The organism is Pedobacter jeongneungensis, assembly GCF_000633455.1.
In the GTDB taxonomy this organism is placed as follows: domain Bacteria; phylum Bacteroidota; class Bacteroidia; order Sphingobacteriales; family Sphingobacteriaceae; genus Pedobacter; species Pedobacter jeongneungensis_A.
Genome location: NZ_AYMG01000041.1, coordinates 1 through 17467, shown reverse-complemented (window position 1 = coordinate 17467; position 17467 = coordinate 1). Strand labels below are relative to the sequence as shown.

16 protein-coding genes are annotated in these 17467 nt (G+C 38.2%); 6 read left to right on the top strand and 10 right to left on the bottom strand.

Annotated elements, in window-relative coordinates; genetic code table 11:
- Positions 1-38: 38 nt before the first annotated feature.
- Positions 39-1013, top strand: a complete 975-nt coding sequence (locus tag U859_RS0129355; RefSeq protein ID WP_025146777.1) for a polyprenyl synthetase family protein — start codon at positions 39-41, stop codon at positions 1011-1013.
- A 113-nt stretch (positions 1014-1126) separates the two neighbouring features.
- Here U859_RS0129355 and U859_RS0129350 read toward each other — a convergent pair whose 3' ends face one another.
- The 3 genes from U859_RS0129350 to rplU all read right to left on the bottom strand — a co-directional run bounded on the left by U859_RS0129350 (position 1127) and on the right by rplU (position 3095).
- Positions 1127-1981: a hypothetical protein gene (locus tag U859_RS0129350; RefSeq protein ID WP_025146776.1), complete on the bottom strand. Its 855-nt coding sequence runs from the start codon at positions 1979-1981 to the stop codon at positions 1127-1129.
- A 323-nt stretch (positions 1982-2304) separates the two neighbouring features.
- Positions 2305-2730, bottom strand: coding sequence for a 50S ribosomal protein L27 (gene rpmA / locus U859_RS31770; RefSeq protein WP_025146775.1), 426 nt, complete (start codon positions 2728-2730; stop codon positions 2305-2307).
- A 53-nt stretch (positions 2731-2783) separates the two neighbouring features.
- Complete coding sequence (gene rplU / locus U859_RS0129340) at positions 2784-3095, bottom strand: 50S ribosomal protein L21 (RefSeq protein ID WP_025146774.1); 312 nt, start codon at positions 3093-3095, stop codon at positions 2784-2786.
- Between the two features lie 585 nt (positions 3096-3680).
- Here rplU and U859_RS0129335 point away from each other — a divergent pair.
- Entirely contained in the window at positions 3681-4637 is a 957-nt protein-coding gene (locus tag U859_RS0129335) for a GLPGLI family protein (RefSeq protein WP_025146773.1), read from the top strand.
- On the top strand, positions 4634-7294 hold the full coding sequence (locus U859_RS0129330) for a TonB-dependent receptor (RefSeq protein WP_084153184.1): 2661 nt from the start codon (positions 4634-4636) through the stop codon (positions 7292-7294). The genes U859_RS0129335 and U859_RS0129330 overlap by 4 nt, the downstream gene beginning before the upstream one ends.
- A 275-nt stretch (positions 7295-7569) precedes the next feature.
- Here U859_RS0129330 and U859_RS0129325 read toward each other — a convergent pair whose 3' ends face one another.
- The 4 genes from U859_RS0129325 to U859_RS0129310 form a co-directional block, all read right to left on the bottom strand.
- Positions 7570-9066, bottom strand: coding sequence for a M56 family metallopeptidase (locus tag U859_RS0129325; RefSeq protein WP_025146771.1), 1497 nt, complete (start codon positions 9064-9066; stop codon positions 7570-7572).
- 5 nt (positions 9067-9071) lie between these two features.
- A complete protein-coding gene (locus U859_RS0129320; RefSeq protein WP_025146770.1) occupies positions 9072-9434 on the bottom strand; it encodes a BlaI/MecI/CopY family transcriptional regulator in 363 nt (120 codons plus the stop codon).
- A 474-nt stretch (positions 9435-9908) separates the two neighbouring features.
- Positions 9909-10409: a hypothetical protein gene (locus U859_RS0129315; RefSeq protein ID WP_025146769.1), complete on the bottom strand. Its 501-nt coding sequence runs from the start codon at positions 10407-10409 to the stop codon at positions 9909-9911.
- 71 nt (positions 10410-10480) lie between these two features.
- Entirely contained in the window at positions 10481-11863 is a 1383-nt protein-coding gene (locus U859_RS0129310; RefSeq protein ID WP_025146768.1) for a dicarboxylate/amino acid:cation symporter, read from the bottom strand.
- Between the two features lie 161 nt (positions 11864-12024).
- Between U859_RS0129310 and U859_RS0129305 the strand changes: the two genes are divergently transcribed.
- From U859_RS0129305 to U859_RS0129295, 3 genes are read left to right on the top strand one after another with little or no spacing between them, the layout of a single operon-like run.
- Positions 12025-12522 carry an RNA polymerase sigma factor gene (locus U859_RS0129305; RefSeq protein WP_025146767.1) on the top strand — a complete coding sequence of 166 codons (498 nt, stop codon included), beginning with the start codon at positions 12025-12027 and terminating at the stop codon, positions 12520-12522.
- Positions 12509-13108, top strand: coding sequence for a hypothetical protein (locus U859_RS0129300; RefSeq protein ID WP_025146766.1), 600 nt, complete (start codon positions 12509-12511; stop codon positions 13106-13108). The genes U859_RS0129305 and U859_RS0129300 overlap by 14 nt, the downstream gene beginning before the upstream one ends.
- Before the next feature lie 35 nt (positions 13109-13143).
- Positions 13144-13710, top strand: coding sequence for a DUF922 domain-containing protein (locus U859_RS0129295; protein ID WP_025146765.1), 567 nt, complete (start codon positions 13144-13146; stop codon positions 13708-13710).
- Here U859_RS0129295 and U859_RS0129290 read toward each other — a convergent pair.
- The 3 genes from U859_RS0129290 to U859_RS0129280 all read right to left on the bottom strand — a co-directional run bounded on the left by U859_RS0129290 (position 13699) and on the right by U859_RS0129280 (position 16872).
- Positions 13699-14070, bottom strand: a complete 372-nt coding sequence (locus tag U859_RS0129290) for a diacylglycerol kinase family protein (RefSeq protein WP_025146764.1) — start codon at positions 14068-14070, stop codon at positions 13699-13701. The genes U859_RS0129295 and U859_RS0129290 overlap by 12 nt on opposite strands.
- A 217-nt stretch (positions 14071-14287) precedes the next feature.
- Positions 14288-14899, bottom strand: coding sequence for a hypothetical protein (locus U859_RS0129285; protein ID WP_025146763.1), 612 nt, complete (start codon positions 14897-14899; stop codon positions 14288-14290).
- A 62-nt stretch (positions 14900-14961) separates the two neighbouring features.
- The gene (locus tag U859_RS0129280; protein ID WP_025146762.1) at positions 14962-16872 is read right to left on the bottom strand and encodes a beta-N-acetylhexosaminidase; all 1911 of its coding nucleotides are present in this window, start codon (positions 16870-16872) and stop codon (positions 14962-14964) included.
- Between the last annotated feature and the right edge of the window lie 595 nt (positions 16873-17467).

Here is a 17467-nt window from a genome sequence, read left to right as displayed (position 1 = left end):
GACATTTGTGCCCGAAAACACAATGTTCAAAGCAAAGCATGCATACTACAGAACAATTACAGCAAATTTTAGATACTGCAATACAAAATTTAAAGTTTCCGGATCACCCTAAGCAACTTTACGATCCGATTACCTATATCATTAACCTGGGTGGAAAGCGTGTAAGACCATTGTTGGTTTTAATGGCTACCGAGCTGTTCGGCGGGGATGCAAACCATTCGGTCCACGCCGCTATGGCTATCGAGGTTTTCCATAATTTCACCCTTGTTCATGATGATATTATGGACAATGCCCCACTCCGCAGAGGGCAGGCTACCGTACACGAAAAATGGAGTACCAATGTAGCCATTTTAAGTGGGGATGTAATGATGGTTGAAGCCAATAAAAACCTCGCCAAAGTAAATCCAATCTTTCTTAAAAACGTATTGGATACTTTTAATGCAACCGCTCAGGGTGTTTGCGAAGGTCAGCAATTGGATATGGAGTTTGAAGGCCGAGATGATGTAAGTATCGACGAATACATTAACATGATCAGGTTAAAAACGGCTGTATTACTTGGTGGTGCATTAAAACTGGGCGCTATTATTGCCGGTGCTTCAGAGAAAGATGCCAATTTAATCTATCAGTTTGGCGAAAATATCGGAATTGCTTTTCAGTTGCAGGATGATATTTTAGATGTTTATGCAGATCCGGAAAAATTCGGAAAACAGGTTGGCGGCGATATTATTGCCAATAAAAAGACTTTCTTACTATTAAAAGCTTTCGAATTGGCCGAAGGAGAAACCCGTGCATCATTAGATACATGGACTGCTTATAAAGAATTTAACGCACAGGAAAAGGTAGAAATGGTCCGCCAGGTTTACGATACTTTGGACATTCAGGAAATTGCCAAAGAAAGCATGAATTACTACAGAAACAAAGCCTTAGCGGTATTTTCGCAGATTAATGTGAGTGATGAGCGGAAAGCAAATCTTTTAACACTTACTGAGCAATTAATGGCCAGGGAGTATTAAAGCGTTCGTCATTTCGACTGTAGCGCAGCGAAATGGAGAAATCTATAAAGATGATTTTATTAAAATAGATTTCTCGACTACGTTGCACTCCGCTCGAAATGACGTGATTTTATTTAAGCTTTCACCAACTTATACTTAATCCAAAAATCTGATGATTTGGCGGAAGATTCGCCACCTTGCATTGGTCTCTGACCGCCGCCACCGCCGCCCATTCTTCCACCACCGCCCATACCGCCACGGCCACCACCGCCCATGCCTCCGCCTCCCATTCCACCTTTACCCCCAGATCTGCCTCTTCCACCATTTCCTCCTTCAGGAGCACCTTCTCTTTTAAAACCAGATTTACCCGGTTCGTTAATTTTAATATTGTAAACAAGTGGTTTCTTAAGGTCCAGGCCAACCTGTAACTGCGCCAATGGAATACTTAGTTCGTAAATCAGATCTCTGTTTGGATGAATGCTCATTCCAGTTTCAATACCATCCTGATTAATGGCAGGAAGTTCTCCATCAGGAATATTTTTAAACCCTGAAACGCGGATGCCTTTATTCATCGCTGCCGGATCATGGATTTCATTTTCTCTTTCGGTTGGTAACGTAGCATGATCGTGATGTTCTTCGCCCTCTTTGGGCATCGGTGGTCTTTCCATTAACGGAAAAGTTAATTTCATCCCGTCTTTCTTCTTTCCTGCGGTATTGATGTTTAAAGTAATACCACCTCTTAATACACTGAAAGTTGTTTGAGGATCCAACGACTCGATAATGATGTACAGATTTTTATCATCATTAGCCAGTGCAAAAGCCAGCTTGGTGGCATCGTTGTACTGGTTAAGTGGTTCATTCCATTCGTTCGATATACCGTCGGCTTTAAATGGTTTTACCATGCGGATATTGTCTTCTACATCTTGTGCATGCAGTAAACGGCCAGAAATAAGTAATGGGATTAATAAGGATATTTTTTTCAGATTCATTTGGATTGTTTTTAAATCAATACTCAAATCTAAATCGGAGAAATGTTAATTTTTGTTATTTAACATGGTTTAACATTAGTTGGGTTCAGCGCTGGGCGTTTGGCGCTTAGCGTCAGTTAACCAATTTAAACAATTAACCGATTCCCCGTGATATGTCATCCTGAGCGGAGTCGAAGGACTAATAGCTAGTTTGAAGTCAATAAACCGATTCAAAACAATAACCGCTAGGCTATGAACTATCAAACTAATGACTACTAAACTTTCTATAAACAAAAAAAGTCCCGATTTGCATCAGGACTTTTTCTTTATAACTTGATTACTAATTATTCTGCAGGTGCAGCTTCTTCAGTAGTTTCGTCTTTTTTAGCTGCTTTTTTTGCAGGTGCTTTTTTTGCCGGAGCCGCTTCAACAACCTCTTCTGCTACAACTTCTTTCTTTGCAACCGCTTTTTTAGCAACTGGTGCTTTAGCTACTGCTGCTTCGATTTCAGCGTCGGTGATAGGAAGGATAGAAACATAAGATTTGTTATCTTGTTTCTTTCTGAAAACTACTGTACCATCAACTAAAGCAAATAAAGTATGATCTTTACCGATACCAACACCTTTATCAGGGTGGTGTTTTGTTCCACGTTGACGTACTAAAATGTTTCCAGCGATAGCTAATTGCCCACCGAAAATTTTAATACCTAAACGCTTACTATGCGATTCACGTCCGTTTTTCGAACTACCGGCTCCTTTTTTGTGTGCCATGATTTTATATTTTGTAACCCGCCCAAAAAGCGGATTATTGGGTTAACAATTAATTATAGAGTGATGTCAGAGATCTGAATCTTAGTGAAAAACTGGCGGTGACCATTTTTCTTTTTGTAACCTTTTCTACGTTTTTTGTGGAAAATAATTACTTTATCACCTTTTAAATGAGATACGATCTTAGCTGAAACTTTAGCACCTTTAACTGCAGGAGCACCTACAGTAATTGCACCACCGTTGTCAACCAACAATACATTATCAAATTCAATACTAGCGCCTTCATCTCCTTGTAATCTGTGTACAAAAAGGTGCTGGTCTTTAGCAACTTTAAATTGCTGCCCTGCTATATTTACTATTGCGTACATTGTTTAAATATTTGTTTTTATAATTTTTATTTAACGAGGTGCAAATATAGAACAAATTCAATTAACACACAAACACATATCGAAAATATTTTTCACCAGATCTGGATTTGTAAGATTTCAAGATTGATTTGGCCACTATTTTAATTGCTTTTTTTCGAAAATAATTAAGCAGCTCAGAACATATCAGGTTTCAGTCGGTGAGACATCAACCGATAGATATGACTATTTTGGCCTGCAATTCACTAAACCATTGTTTCTAAACCCGATCCGATAGCTATCGGATGTAGTGGTTCCGATTCTTCATCGGAAAGAACGGAAAGCGGGACAGAACCCTGCCAAGAACCGCTGCACATTCATTTCCAAATAACAATTAGCATCTATAAGCCTAATATTAGGTTTCGGTCAGTGAGACACTGCTGATAGATTTCAAAGATTTTTCATTTCATTCAGAATGACAAATTCTCCGTGCATCTGTGGCTAAAAAACGCACGTCAATCCTATTGTTAAAAAATGTTAAACCATATTTTAATTACGAATATTTCGTAGTTTTACGAAAATTAAATAGATAAATTTAAACCAATCATCATGAAACGAATCCTAACCATCTGTTTAGCAACCGCCTTAAGCATTTCGGCAAAAGCCCAAAGCCCCGATAAAGCCCTGGCAAGAGTACGTTATACTTTTACCCACATTCAGGACACTACACAGCGCGATAAACCAAGAACCGAAAATATGTTGCTCGTAACCGGCAAAAATGCTTCTGTATATACAAGCTACGATAAATTGAATCAATCGTTAAACATGCAGAAACAGATACAGGAGCAGATAAAAAACCAGAGCGGCAGTGGCAATATGCAAATCCAGGTTAAAAGTGAAATGAAAATGCCTTTAACGCAGGTAGATTATTTTTTCTTCGCCGATGAGCATAAAATGATCACCAAAGAACGCCTCTTTAATAATTACCTGATTGAAGAAACCGCACCACAAATCGACTGGAAAATTTTGAAAGACACCATGAGTTTCTCAGGTATCCCTTGTCAGAAAGCAACTACCAGATTTAAAGGAAGAAACTGGATTGCATGGTTTGCCACTGAAATTCCTTTCCAAAGCGGTCCGTGGAAATTAAACGGATTACCGGGACTAATTATAGAGGCTTATGATGAAAAAAAAGAAGTAAAATTTGAATTTGCCGGTCTTGAAAACGTAAAAGACGATACCAATCAGGCTAATGCTGGCGACGATGTTAAAATTGCTGCTCCAAATGGTGTTGGTGTGGTAAAAATGGTAGGCATAGATATGAGTACTTCTTACCTGGGATCAGAAATTAAATTACCTGCCGATGCGATTAAAACCACCAGAAAAGAATTAGATAAGCTGAAGGATGCGAGAGACAAAGACCCACAGGGCTTTATGCAGGCACAAATGGCTGCTAATGGTATGCAAGGCTCATTTAAGACCAGTGCTGCTCCACGTCCTGCCGGAGGAGGTGCTTTAACAAAACCCGAAATCAACAACCCTATCGAAATTCCTGAGAAAAAATGAAGATTTACGTCACAATATTAGTGTCCCTGCTTATTTCTTTTTCTAGCTGGGCCCAAAAACCGATAAAAGGTTTGGTTAAAGATGCCAATGGAAAAGCAATAGAATCTGTTAATGTAAGTCTGAAAGATGCTGAAGGAAATATCATTAATTTCAGCAGGGCAAACCGCAATGGTGAGTTTAGCATTCCTATAAAAAATGATCAGATTGCAGGTTATAAAATCGAAGCTTCGAGCATTGGGTATAAAAAATTAAGCACTGTGATCACAGATGTGAACAAAAGCTACGACTTTGTGATGCAGAACAGCGAAACGGCACTGGAAACAGTAACCGTAAAAAATCGTCCTTCTTTAACTTCGAAGGGCGATACCTTAAATTACAGGCCATCCGATTTTGCCGATAAGCAGGACAGAAGCATTGGCGATGTACTTAAAAAAATGCCAGGGATAGAAGTTGCTGAAGATGGAAAAATCAGTTATAACGGAAAATCCATTTCTAACCTCTATGTAGATGGCGATAACCTTTTGGATGACAAGTATAATATCGGCACTAAAAGTATCCCACAGGGTGCCGTAGATAAGGTACAGGTGATCCAGAATGATCAACCGATTAAAATGATGCGCAAAAACAACATGAGTGACGATGTTGCCCTTAATCTGGTATTTAAGGATGAAGCTAAACTGAAGTTAATGGGTGATGCTACAGCTGGTGCCGGAATGCCAAATCGTTTTGACGAAAACCTGACGGCAATGCTGTTCAATAAAAAACTCAAGTTCATCAATAACATTAAAGGCAATAACATTGGTAATGACCCGGGTATTGATCTTACCTCACATAACCTGTCTGATTATTTAAAAAAGCTGGATAATGACAGACCCGTTAGTTTGCTTTCTACGGGTGCTGCCGGCGTACCCTCCCTGCCACAAAGCAGGTACCTGTTCAATAAAGCAGGGTTAGTAAATTTAAATAATTTATATAAGTTTAACCAGGACCTGCAGTTAAGGGCAAACCTTTCTTATTTATACGATCAGCGTAGTCAGCAGTATAATAAATTTTCGCAAACCTATCTTTCGGGCCAGACAATCAGTTATGCAGAGTCGCAGAACAACGCCATTAATCCGCAAAAATTAAGGGCTCAGTTTAACCTGAATGGGAATGCGGAGAAATATTACCTGAACAATAATTTTGTACTGGATTATGCCCCTTTTAAAACTTCATCGGGTTTTGTGATCAATAATGTGGCAGCAAATCAGGTATTGCGACAGGAAACACTAGACATTTCTAACGAGTTTAATTACCGGAAAAAATTGAAGTCTGAAGATGTAATTAACCTCTACTCCTATTTAAACCGTACAACACAGCCAGAAAATTTAAACATTACACCCGGACTTAATGCCGACATTTTAAACAACGGCAACAGTTACCTTGGCTTAAGCCAGTACATTAAAATACCAACCTGGTACACCAATAATTATGCATCATTTGCTTTTGTAAACAACCATTTTGTACAAACCTATAAAGCAGGTTTTAATGTGCAAAAACAACAGCTTAATTCAGAGCTTTACCGCACACAAAACAACCAGCAAACTGAATTGGTATCTGGCAATACGGTAAATAATCTCGACTGGCTAAAAACTAAGCTTTATACAGATGCCACTTACGAATTTATCAATGATAAATTAAAAGCCGGCTTAAGCTTACCTTTGAGTTATAACCTGATTGATTACAGCGATGATGTAAACCAATTGGATAAAAGTCTGCATAAATTGTTTTTAAATCCTTCGTTTAACATTAAATACCAAACCAGTACAGAAAACTACCTAACGGCAAACTATAACTTTCGCAACGATTTAGGTGGAATTGACGACGTTTACCGCGGCACAGTGTTAAAAAACTACCGTTCGCTTTTTGCGAATAACGCACCGATTTCTGAATCGAAAACGCACAATGTTGGCGCAGGATTTAATTTTAGAAAAGCCATGCAGATGTTTTTCTTTAACATCACCGCAAATTACAGCGATGTCGAATTAAACACGATTTCTTCGTACAGTTTAAGCAACAATATCCAGCAAAGGGTGGTACTGCCATTGAGTAACCACATCCGCACCCTCTCTTTTAATGCCAATGCCAGCAAATATCTTTTCGCTTTGAAGAGTACAGTAAGTGGTGGGATTAGTTTTTCGCAAAGCCAATATGATCAATTGCAGAATAATGAATTATTTGCCTTTAACGCACAAACGATTTCTTACAAAGCGGGTATAGAGGCGAAACTCACCAATTTTATCAATTGGTCTTATCTTGCAAACTTTTCGGTAACCGATAATAAGGCTAAAGTTGCAGATGCAATAAAAACCAATTTCCAGCAGTTAAGGCAGCAGTCAACCCTGGCCATTACTACAATCAGAAATCTTTATTTAAACTTATCGGCAGAGCATTTGTTTACGCATCAATCTACACAGCCTAATCTAAAATATCTTTTTGCAGATATGAACATTAAATACAAATACCTAAAGATGAAAACAGATTTTGAATTTGGCATCACCAATCTGGCGAATATAAAAAGCTTTGATGCAGTTTACCTTTCAGCCAATTCCCTTACCACCGGAACCTATTATATTCCTGGAAGGGTGGCGATGTTAAAGGCGACTTTTAGTTTTTAATAAACAGATTGCGTTATTATCAATGACGAATCTTTTTTTGCGGTAAGTTGGACAGGCGATTCCCAATCAACCCGATAGCTATCGGGTTGATTGGGAATCGTAATGCAATAAGCGTTAAGATTCCCGCCTGCGCGGGAATGACGATCGATTTTATTAATTTAAGTTTGATTGCGATCATTTTAAAATTGCTTGCCGTAAATCAGTGTAGGCTATCGGCAGAAAAATCCTTCTCGCTATAACGAATTTTCTTAGAAAACTGCTTTATTTGAAATCGATTAAGGCTTTGTAGTAATCTGAATAGCCTGATTGTTTCTGTCGATTTTCATATCAGAAACTTTATTTAGGTTGAGTTTATCCAGTTCCTCTTTTGAGATTTTATTCCCGTTTAGAAAATAGGATGTGTTTTCTGCAACCATTATTCCATTACCATTTGCATGCTGATTTCCATCCTTTGCACCTGAGATTGTAGCTGTAGATTTTACGATATACATAAAACCCACGCCATTTTTCTTTGGCAATGGCAGTTCTTCCAGGTCACCACCACTTTTAGTTAAAACTTTTATATTGATATTTTTATGGTCTGATTGTGCTGAATCTGTAAAGCTAAAATGTTGCACAAAGGTTTTACCCTTAAAATCTCCATCTGTTTTAAAGCTCATAATTTTTACTTTTTTACCCATGCCCTTTAAAACATCTTCAACCGATTTCCGGGAAGAATCTACTCCATTGGTAATGCTTTTAATAATAAAAGTCATTTTGGTAACGGTATCTGGTTCTTTCAGGGTATCAACCAATATTTTCTTTTTTGCTTTTGGCTTTAAAACCGATTTTGGCTGCGCTTTAACTTCTGCAATCTTTTCCGGCAAAACATCATTTACCATTTTAGTTAAGGGTGCTAAATGTTTTTTTACCTCTCTTTTATCAATGGTAAATGCCAGGGTAATACAGAGCAATATGGGCAACACAAATAAATAACGTGTTAAATTCACCTTAGATGAACGTTTGGCATTCATCATTTTGATCCGCTTTTTAAGGTCAGACAGGTTAAAATTATTTACAATTGCTACCGACGGCTGTAAAGTGCCTACATCCAGCAAACTGTATTGGTAAGCTTTTTTATCGATCCCCTTTTTCAAAATTTTAGCGTCGGTAATAAATTCGATGTTTTCGCGTACGGCTTTTTTCATCAGCCAAACACCAGGATTAAACCAATAAAAAACCACACAGATTTCGGCAAGGATGATATCTATCGTATGCCATTCTTCCACATGTACTTTTTCGTGTTCGAGGATATTGTTCAAGTCCTGCTTTTTGTGCAACCGTGGATTGATATAAATAGTCTGCCAAAAACTAAACGGACTCACTTCTTCGTCTAAAACCCTCACTTTATAATCATCCAAATGCTCAGGCGAAGAGTTTTTATGCATTCTGTAAAGCGAAATAAACTGTACCATTAACCTTAAGGCCATTAGCAAAACACCTGCATAAAAAAGCAGGGTTAGTACCTGCCAAAAAATGGAAATAGCCTCTTGTTGTACAAACTGACTTACCTGTTGATTTAATTGGGGAACAAAAGCAGGGATAGTCCTTTGATCAGCAAAAAATTGGGTGAGATTAATAAATGGATAAGCAGATGAAAAGAGGATCCCGAACAGTAGAAACGCTCTGTTGATGGAATAAAACGTCAACCTGCGTAATACCAGATAATAGGCAGCTGAAAACAAAATCAGCACCAGGTTAATTTTTAAAAGTATGATAAATAAATGTGGCATGGCATTTACTTTTCAGGGTTCTCGATTAGATTGATAATTTCCTTTAGTTCTTCGGCGCTGATTTTTTTATCCTTTGCAAAAAAAGCAACCAGTTCCTTATAAGAGCTTTGGAAATAATTATTTACGAAACCACTCATGAAACGTTTCTTGTATTCTGTCTCTTTAACCTTTGCGCTATAACGATTGGCATTGGCAAAACGTTCGCTTACCAGATAACCTTTGCGCTCTAAATTTTTAACGGTTGATGCCAGGGTGGTATATGGTGGTTTTGGCTCAGGGAGCACATCCATAAAATCTTTAATAAATCCCTTACCGATCTGCCAAACGGCCAGCATGGCTTCTTCTTCCTGCAATGTTAACTTTTCCATTATTACGAATATATCGTAAATATACGAAAACATCCTAATAAAATTGGTTAACTGGTTAATTGTTTGAATCGGTTAATTGACTCTAAATGACCAGCTTTAAACTAAAGTGCCTTTTGACTACGCTCAGGGTGATATATCGAAGGGGAATAGGTTAATTGTTTAAACCGATTAATTGACGCCAAACGCCCGGCTCTAAACTCCACCTTAAATATCTTTCAATACCACAGCCTCAAATAGAATGGTCGTCATCTTGACTGAAACGCAGTGAAATGGAGAGATCTATCTAGACAGATTTAGCTTCACTGAGCACTTACGTGGTTCTCGACTGCGCTATGCTCCGCTCGAAATGACGACCTTATATATGGTATTTTCTGGCTCTGGACTCCAAACTAAAATACCCTTCGACTCCGCTCAGGGTGACCAATCGATAGGAATAGCTTAATCGACTCCGGACTCCCGACTTCGGACTCCAGACTACTTCCCGCTTCTTCTCTCTGCCTGATTTAAAGTTTCGATGATCACCTTTCTCATCTGTACCGCCGCGTCTAACAATTTAGGGTTACCGTCGAAATCTCCGTAAACGATTACATGTTTAGATTTCTTTTTATAATTGAACAGAATATCGTAACGGGGAACTGCCATTGATTTTGGACTTTTCTTCCCAATGGTATCAGGAAAATTCCAAAGTCCGATTTCATTGGCTTTAGCATGCATATAGAGGATATCGTCGCTCTTTAAAAACACTTTTTTACGAATGGTAGAATCTGCACTGGTAACATATTGGTATTCGCCTGTGGCCGAATTGTAGCTGTTCTCTAAGGTATCTTTTAAACCCCATTTATATTCCATTGATACAAAATCAGCCTTTCTGAACGGCGCATTCTGGATAATTGGTTTGTAATAGATGTAGCAATAAATAATCATCGGAACAATGATGGTAATGGCTAAGAATATTTTTTTTCCTCTACTTGACACTTTTATATTGAATTATTAAATGAATGAATTTTGAATGAACGAGCTTTAAATAAAACTTAGGACTAAAGACTCTAGGCTTCGGACTCCTTCAGCTCCCCTTCCCATTTACTTACTACAGCGGTAGCAATACTGTTTCCAACCACATTGGTTGCAGAACGGCCCATATCCAGCAACGGATCAATACCGATCAGTAAAGCTAAACCTGCTTCAGGAATATTGAAGCTGGCAATGGTGCCGGCGATTACTACTAAAGATGCCCGTGGCACACCTGCGATTCCTTTACTGGTTAACATCAGTATTAAAAGCATCGAAATTTGTTGCTCAAAACTTAAATGGATACCATAAGCCTGTGCAATAAATAAAGAAGCAAAAGTCATGTACATCATCGAACCATCAAGGTTAAAAGAATATCCCAATGGCAAAACGAAACTTACAATCTTATCCTTACAGCCAAAACGCTCTAAAAGCATCATCGTTTTTGGATAAGCAGCTTCGCTACTTGCAGTACTGAAAGCCAGAATGGCCGGCTCTTTCATATCGTTTACCAAACGGAAAATACGTCTTCCCAACACTAAAAAGCCCAGAAAAATCAATACTGACCATAAAATACCCAAGCCCAGATAAAATTCGCCGATAAATATGGCATAAGTGTTCAGCACGTTCAATCCCTGTTTTGCAATAATTGCTGTCATGGCACCAAAAACGGCCAATGGAGCAAAATTCATTACATAACCGGTCATTTTTAAGATGACGTGCGCAATGGCATCAAATGCTTTGATTACCACCTGACCTAGATCGCCAATGGCAGCTGTGGCTACACCAAAAAACAATGAAAATACCACAATCTGTAAAATTTCATTGTTGGCCATTGATTCGGCAATACTTTTTGGGAAAACATGGGCAATAAAATCTTTTACGCTCATTGCGGCTTTCTGGATACCCGTATTCACCAAATGATCGGGTAATGATAACTTCATATGTCTACCCGGCTCAAACAAATTTACCAGGATCATTCCCAATACCAGCGACATTAACGACATGGCCAAAAACCAGCCCAATGTTTTACCGCCGATACGGCCTACAGCTTTAATATCGCCAACTTTGGCTACACCAACTACCAGGGTAGTAAATACTAAAGGCGCAACAATCATTTTAATTAATCGGAGAAAAATATCGCTTAACAGCGTAAAATATTCTAACTTTTTCTCCCTGATGTCTTCGTTTTCTTTTTTGATTTTCGAATTGACCTTTTTTTCAGCCTTTAACTGTGTGTAAGCAATGCTTGTGGTATCAGTTGATTTGGCAATGCTTACCTCTATACTTTTAACTTTCGCATCGGCATTGAGTATGTTCTGGTTATAAACATCGATTGAGTTTACATTTAAAATGTAGCCCAGTGCAATACCCGCAATCAGCGCTATAAAAATAAAAAGCGTGAGTTTGTTTTTCTTCATGAATATAAAAAGTTTGTGGTACTCTTAATTTGGTAAAACTACGATATTTACGCCGTGTAACAAATTTTGATCAGGCCGACATCAAAAAATATATTATTTTTGGGCCTCAGGTGTAACAAAAATTGTACATCTTCATCTAAAACGCAACTATAAACCCCTAAATGGAACAAAAAGACAAGTTATTTAAAGAGATCTTTGATTCAAATTCCAAAAAGATATTCCATTTATGTTATGGTTACACTGGCGATACCGACGCTGCAAACGATCTTTTACAAGAAACTTTTTTAAAGGTTTGGCAAAATCTCGACAAGTTCAGGAACAAATCTTTAATTTCTACATGGATTTATAGAATTGCAGTGAACACCTGTTTAACGCATTTGAGGTCGGAAAAAAGACAGGCTAAAGACGAATTAACGGATAACATTATTGAAAACAAGGTAGAGGAATTTTCAGAAAAGAACGAACAGGTGGCCCTGCTTTATAAATGCATATCTAAACTTGAAGAAAACGACCGTTTGATTATTACGATGGTACTTGATGAGTTACCATACCACGAAATTGCCGATATCTCTGGGATAAGCGAAGGCAATTTAAGGGTAAAAATTCACCGAATTAAACAAAAATTAACAGAATTATATAGCCAGTATGCAAGCGTTTGATCAAATACAGGAGTTGTGGCAAAAGCACGAGGTAGAAGTTAAGGTTTCTGCCGATGAAATGCTGCAGCAAGCGAAGAAAGAAGTAAATGGATTAAAGCTAAAATCTGCTTTGAACATTTTGGGGATGCTGGCCTCTTTTATCGCCATCGCGGCGTTATGGATATTTTTCCACTTCGAATCGTGGACTACCCACGTTGGCATTAGCATTACGATTATTGCCATTGGAGTATATACCTTAATTCTTTACCGTGATTACCGGTTAATTTCAAAAACTGATTTTACTGCGCACCCACACGAATACCTAAATAACTTAAAAACCTATCAATTAAACCGTTATAAACTATACAACTCGCTGTACTGGTTTTATATGATTGCGCTTTCTTTAGGCATCATCTTCTATTTTGTAGAGATCCTTGCGCACTTTAACACCATTCAAAAAGTTTTAGCCGTAGGTTTAACTGCATTATGGATGTTATTCTGCTCAACCATTTTAAGAAAGGCCGTAATGAGCAGGGAAAAAGAACGCATTGCTTTATTGATCGAGAAATTTGAGCGCATCAGCGGACAGATTTCTACTCCGGAATAATTTAGGCACGGTTTTTTCATTGTAAAAATCAACACATGAAGAGACTGATTATACCCTTATTATTTTTGCTGGCTTTGCTCTGCACCTTTGCTTTTAAACAAGACCTCAATCAACCGGTACAACTGGATTGGGAAACCCATTTTAAAGGAAAAGCAGATATGCGTTCTCCATTTTTTGCTTTAACCGCCATGACATGGAAATACAGTTATGAAAGTACTGTTTACCGTAACCGCGTGGTAATTAAGCTTAAAAACGATGTTAGTATTGATAAAACGCGGTCGTGGGTAAAATGGGATAAAATTAAGGATCCGGAAATCAGGGAGAGCCTTTTACATCATGAACAAGGGCATGCCAACATTCAATATATTTTACTTTTAGAGGCTGAAAGGGTATTAAAAAACCGGAATTATTCGGTAAGTAATTACAAGGCACAGATTTCGGAACTGGCCAACCAGATCAGCAGTTTTTTTGATACCATGCAACGAAACTATGATGAAGAAACCGAGCACGGCAGCAATCATAAAATGCAGGCCAGGTGGGACGACATTATTCAGGATAAAATAGAAGAATCAAGAGCGGCAATGGCCGAATTACAAAAATAGTTTCGGGATAAATACAATGGCCCCTACTGCAACTGCTAAAAATGCAGCAATCAAAACCGCAGCTGCAGCGAGGTCTTTTACCACTTTAATTTTTGGATGATAATCCAGAGAAACTACATCAGCAAGTTTTTCAATAGCCGAATTAAAAATTTCGGCCACAAAAACCGCAGAAATTACGGATAAGATCGCAATCCACTCATACCCTGATATTTTGAGGTAAAAAGACAGCCCAATGGCAACTATTGTGGCAAATAAATGAACCCTCCCATTATGATCGTTCATAAAAAAAAGCTTTAAGCCATTAAATGCATATTTAAAGCTCTTAATGCGATCGATAATTGAAAATTTTTGATTTTTCATTGTTTGTAAATTGAGTGATAGATCCTGAAACAAAATCACATAACCGCTGTCAGTCTGAGCTTGTCGAAGACCTTTTCTCCTATCAAAAAATAAAAGATTGTCCTTCGACAGGCTCAGGATGACATCTTTTTATTTTTTCTTAACTTAATGACATTTATTTTCGCGCAGGCACGAATCTTAAGGTCTTTGCCTTAAACCTTTTACCCTTACCTTACTTTCATTTTTTCTCTTCAGACTTCACTTCACTCGTAGAAAAACTATTTCCACTCAGTTTATATTGATAGGTTTTATTAATCGTTTTAGTGCTATCAGCTGTGTCTTTTACAGGAAAAGAACGGAACAGATCGCCATTTTTAATAAAAAATTTATCATTGCCGGCATACCCTTTTTTCTGGTTCGTACTTAAAGAAGGGAAACCGATTTTATTAAAATCTCCACCTGCGTATTCGAAAACATTTAAATCTAAAACATTTTTTTTGCTTAATAGCTGGATGTACAGTTCAGGGTTACCATCATTATCAAGATCCATATTCCATGCATCGGTGATGATACCTTTACGGTCTACCGCAGCCGATCTGTAATTATTGCGGATAGAATCAGACATCAATATCTGATACCCTCCAATAGAGTCGACCCCTTTTCCCCAGCTTACAATTTCGAAATTTAATCCTGGTTTTACTTCTATATCTTTATAAAAGCGGAATGGATTCTTTTGTACTTTGACCGTTTCGGTTTTAACTTCTTTAGGTTTTTCTTCGGTGCATGCAAAACAAAACAGCACCCCTGTAATTAACAAAAGGTGCTGTAATGTATATTTCTGTAGTTTCATTCTATTTGGGTTCATTTTGGTTGCCCCAAATTAAGTATTTTAGCCTATCAAAGCAATAAATTTTATTTCTTCGCCTCCGCTTTAACTTCAGGTGCGCCGTTGTTTAAAACCGTTTCGGCAGTTACGCTTCTTCTTCCACTTGGTGCAATTACAATGGTTTTTAATACCCTTTTTTCTCCCTGAGGAACAGTTATTTTAAATGGAGCAGTGTATAAAAATGCATTTTCTGATGGGCGTGCCAAATCAATAGTGTAATAAATTTTAGATCCGGTTACAGGCGCTTTTAAATCAATGGTAAAATCGCCACCTGTTAAAGGTTTATCGCTTTGACCAATTGGTGTCGGCACCCAAAAATTAATACCCATTTTATCTAAACGCGCCAAATGTACCGGTAAACGTTGCTCAGAGAAATTCTTTAAATCTTTACGTTCAACCGGTGACCATGCAATTTCGGCTAAAGCCAATATACGTGGAAAAGCATGATTTTCGGCTTTAGCAGTGGTTTTAATATATTCGGTCCACATATTGGCTTGCACCCCTTTAATGTATTTGCGTTCATCGGCAGTTAATACTTTCGGAATCGGATCGTAAGCATAGATTTTTTGATAAGGGGCATAGCCACCGATGGTTACCGGCTCATCAGGAGAATTTGATTGTTTATGGTCGATATATAAACCCATCGATCCCGGGGTCATAATTACGTCGTGTTTTTGTTGTGCAGCCGCAATTCCACCATCTTCACCTCTCCAGCTCATTACTGTTGCGTTTGGCGCTAAACCACCTTCTAAAATCTCATCCCAGCCAATAATCGAACGTCCTTTGCCATTTACATGTTTTTCGATAGTCTGGATAAAATAACTTTGTAATTCGTGCTCATCTTTCAGACCTTTCTCTTTCATCAGATTCTGGCAGAAAGTAGATTCTTTCCAATAGGTCTTAGGCGCTTCATCACCACCGATATGGATATATTTAGAAGGGAAAATAGCAATTACCTCATCTAAAACGTTTTCTAAAAAAGTAAAAGTGTTGGTTGATGGTACAAAGATATCATCAAAAACACCCCAGGTTTGTTGTACCTGTTTGCCTTTTCTACTGCCGGCCCATGGTGTTTTATCGCTTATAAAAGTATCACGGTCAGGGAAACAGCTTAACTCTGGGTATGCAGCAATTGCAGCAGAAGCATGACCAGGTAATTCGATCTCCGGAATTACGGTAATGTATTTCTCTGCAGCGTATCTAACAATTTCTTTGGCTTCATCCTGGGTATAAAAACCTTTAACCGGTGTAAGGTAGTTGCCATTGCCCGGGTAATTACCAATAATACTGCCGTTACGTGAAGAACCAATCTCAGTAAGTTTAGGATATTTTTTTATTTCCAGTCTCCAGCCCTGGTCATCGCTTAAATGCCAGTGGAAGGTGTTGATTTTGTAATAAGCCAGCTGATCGATGTATTTTTTAATAAAAGATACCGGGAAGAAATGGCGGCAAACATCCAGCATTGTTCCGCGATAGCTAAAACGCGGATAATCGTTAATGTTAACTGCAGGGATGGTAATTTTATCGGCAACTTTATCCGGCATCATTTGCATGGCCGATTGTACCGCATAAAAAAGTCCTGCTCCTTTTCCCGTTAAAACGATCTGTGTTGGAGTAACTTTAATGGTATAACCTTCGGCAGGTAATTGATCTGCTCCAACAGATGTGAGTACGATTGCTTTTTGGTTAGCTTGAGGGGTTTTGGTTTCCCTTAAGGCGAAACCTGCTTTGGTAACGATAAAAGCATTTAATAAATCAGCCATTTTTGCGCCGTCGATGCTCTGATTTACCAAAACCGTTGTTTTATCCAAAATGAAATTTCCGTTTGCCCTGGTAATGGCTACGGGTGCAGGGATGATCCCCAGATTAGGATCGCTTTGTGCAAATGCACTTGCACTGATTAATACTCCAATAAAAATCGAAAATGCTTTGTTCATGTGTGTGTTTAGGTTTACAGTATTTATTTGATTATTTAAACCAAGATAGAGATTATGGGCAGATTCCAAATCCCACATTTTTGTTACAATACAAATCAACCGTTTGACTGGGTAGCGTAACGCAGATAAATATGCAGATTCTTTTTAAACCTGCTGTATAAGTTATTTTAACCACAGATAAAAAGGATAAACACAGATGAAGATGTGATGGTCTTTTTTTTGAAAATCAGGTACAGCAGCGTTTAGGTTACGATAGTCCCGCTCCCGCTTCTGCTCCCGATGAAAAATCGGGGGCATCCCGCTTTGATCGTGTTTAGGTGGCACAGCCAATGGAGCTATTTGGGGTTGCAAAGTGCAGAAGAAACAGCAGGCACTATGCTATGATAACTTCAATAGTAGTACACATCTGTGTATACAAACCTGATTGAAATGAATCCCGACCTAAAAGTCGGGAGTAATGAAAAGCAGGACTAACATTAAAAAGCACTACTGCAATTGCTTTCCAAAAAAAAAAATGGCGGTTTTATAAAATAAGATTTGCTTTAATAGATCTCTCGATTACGTTGCACTTCGCTCGAGATGATTGTTATGATAA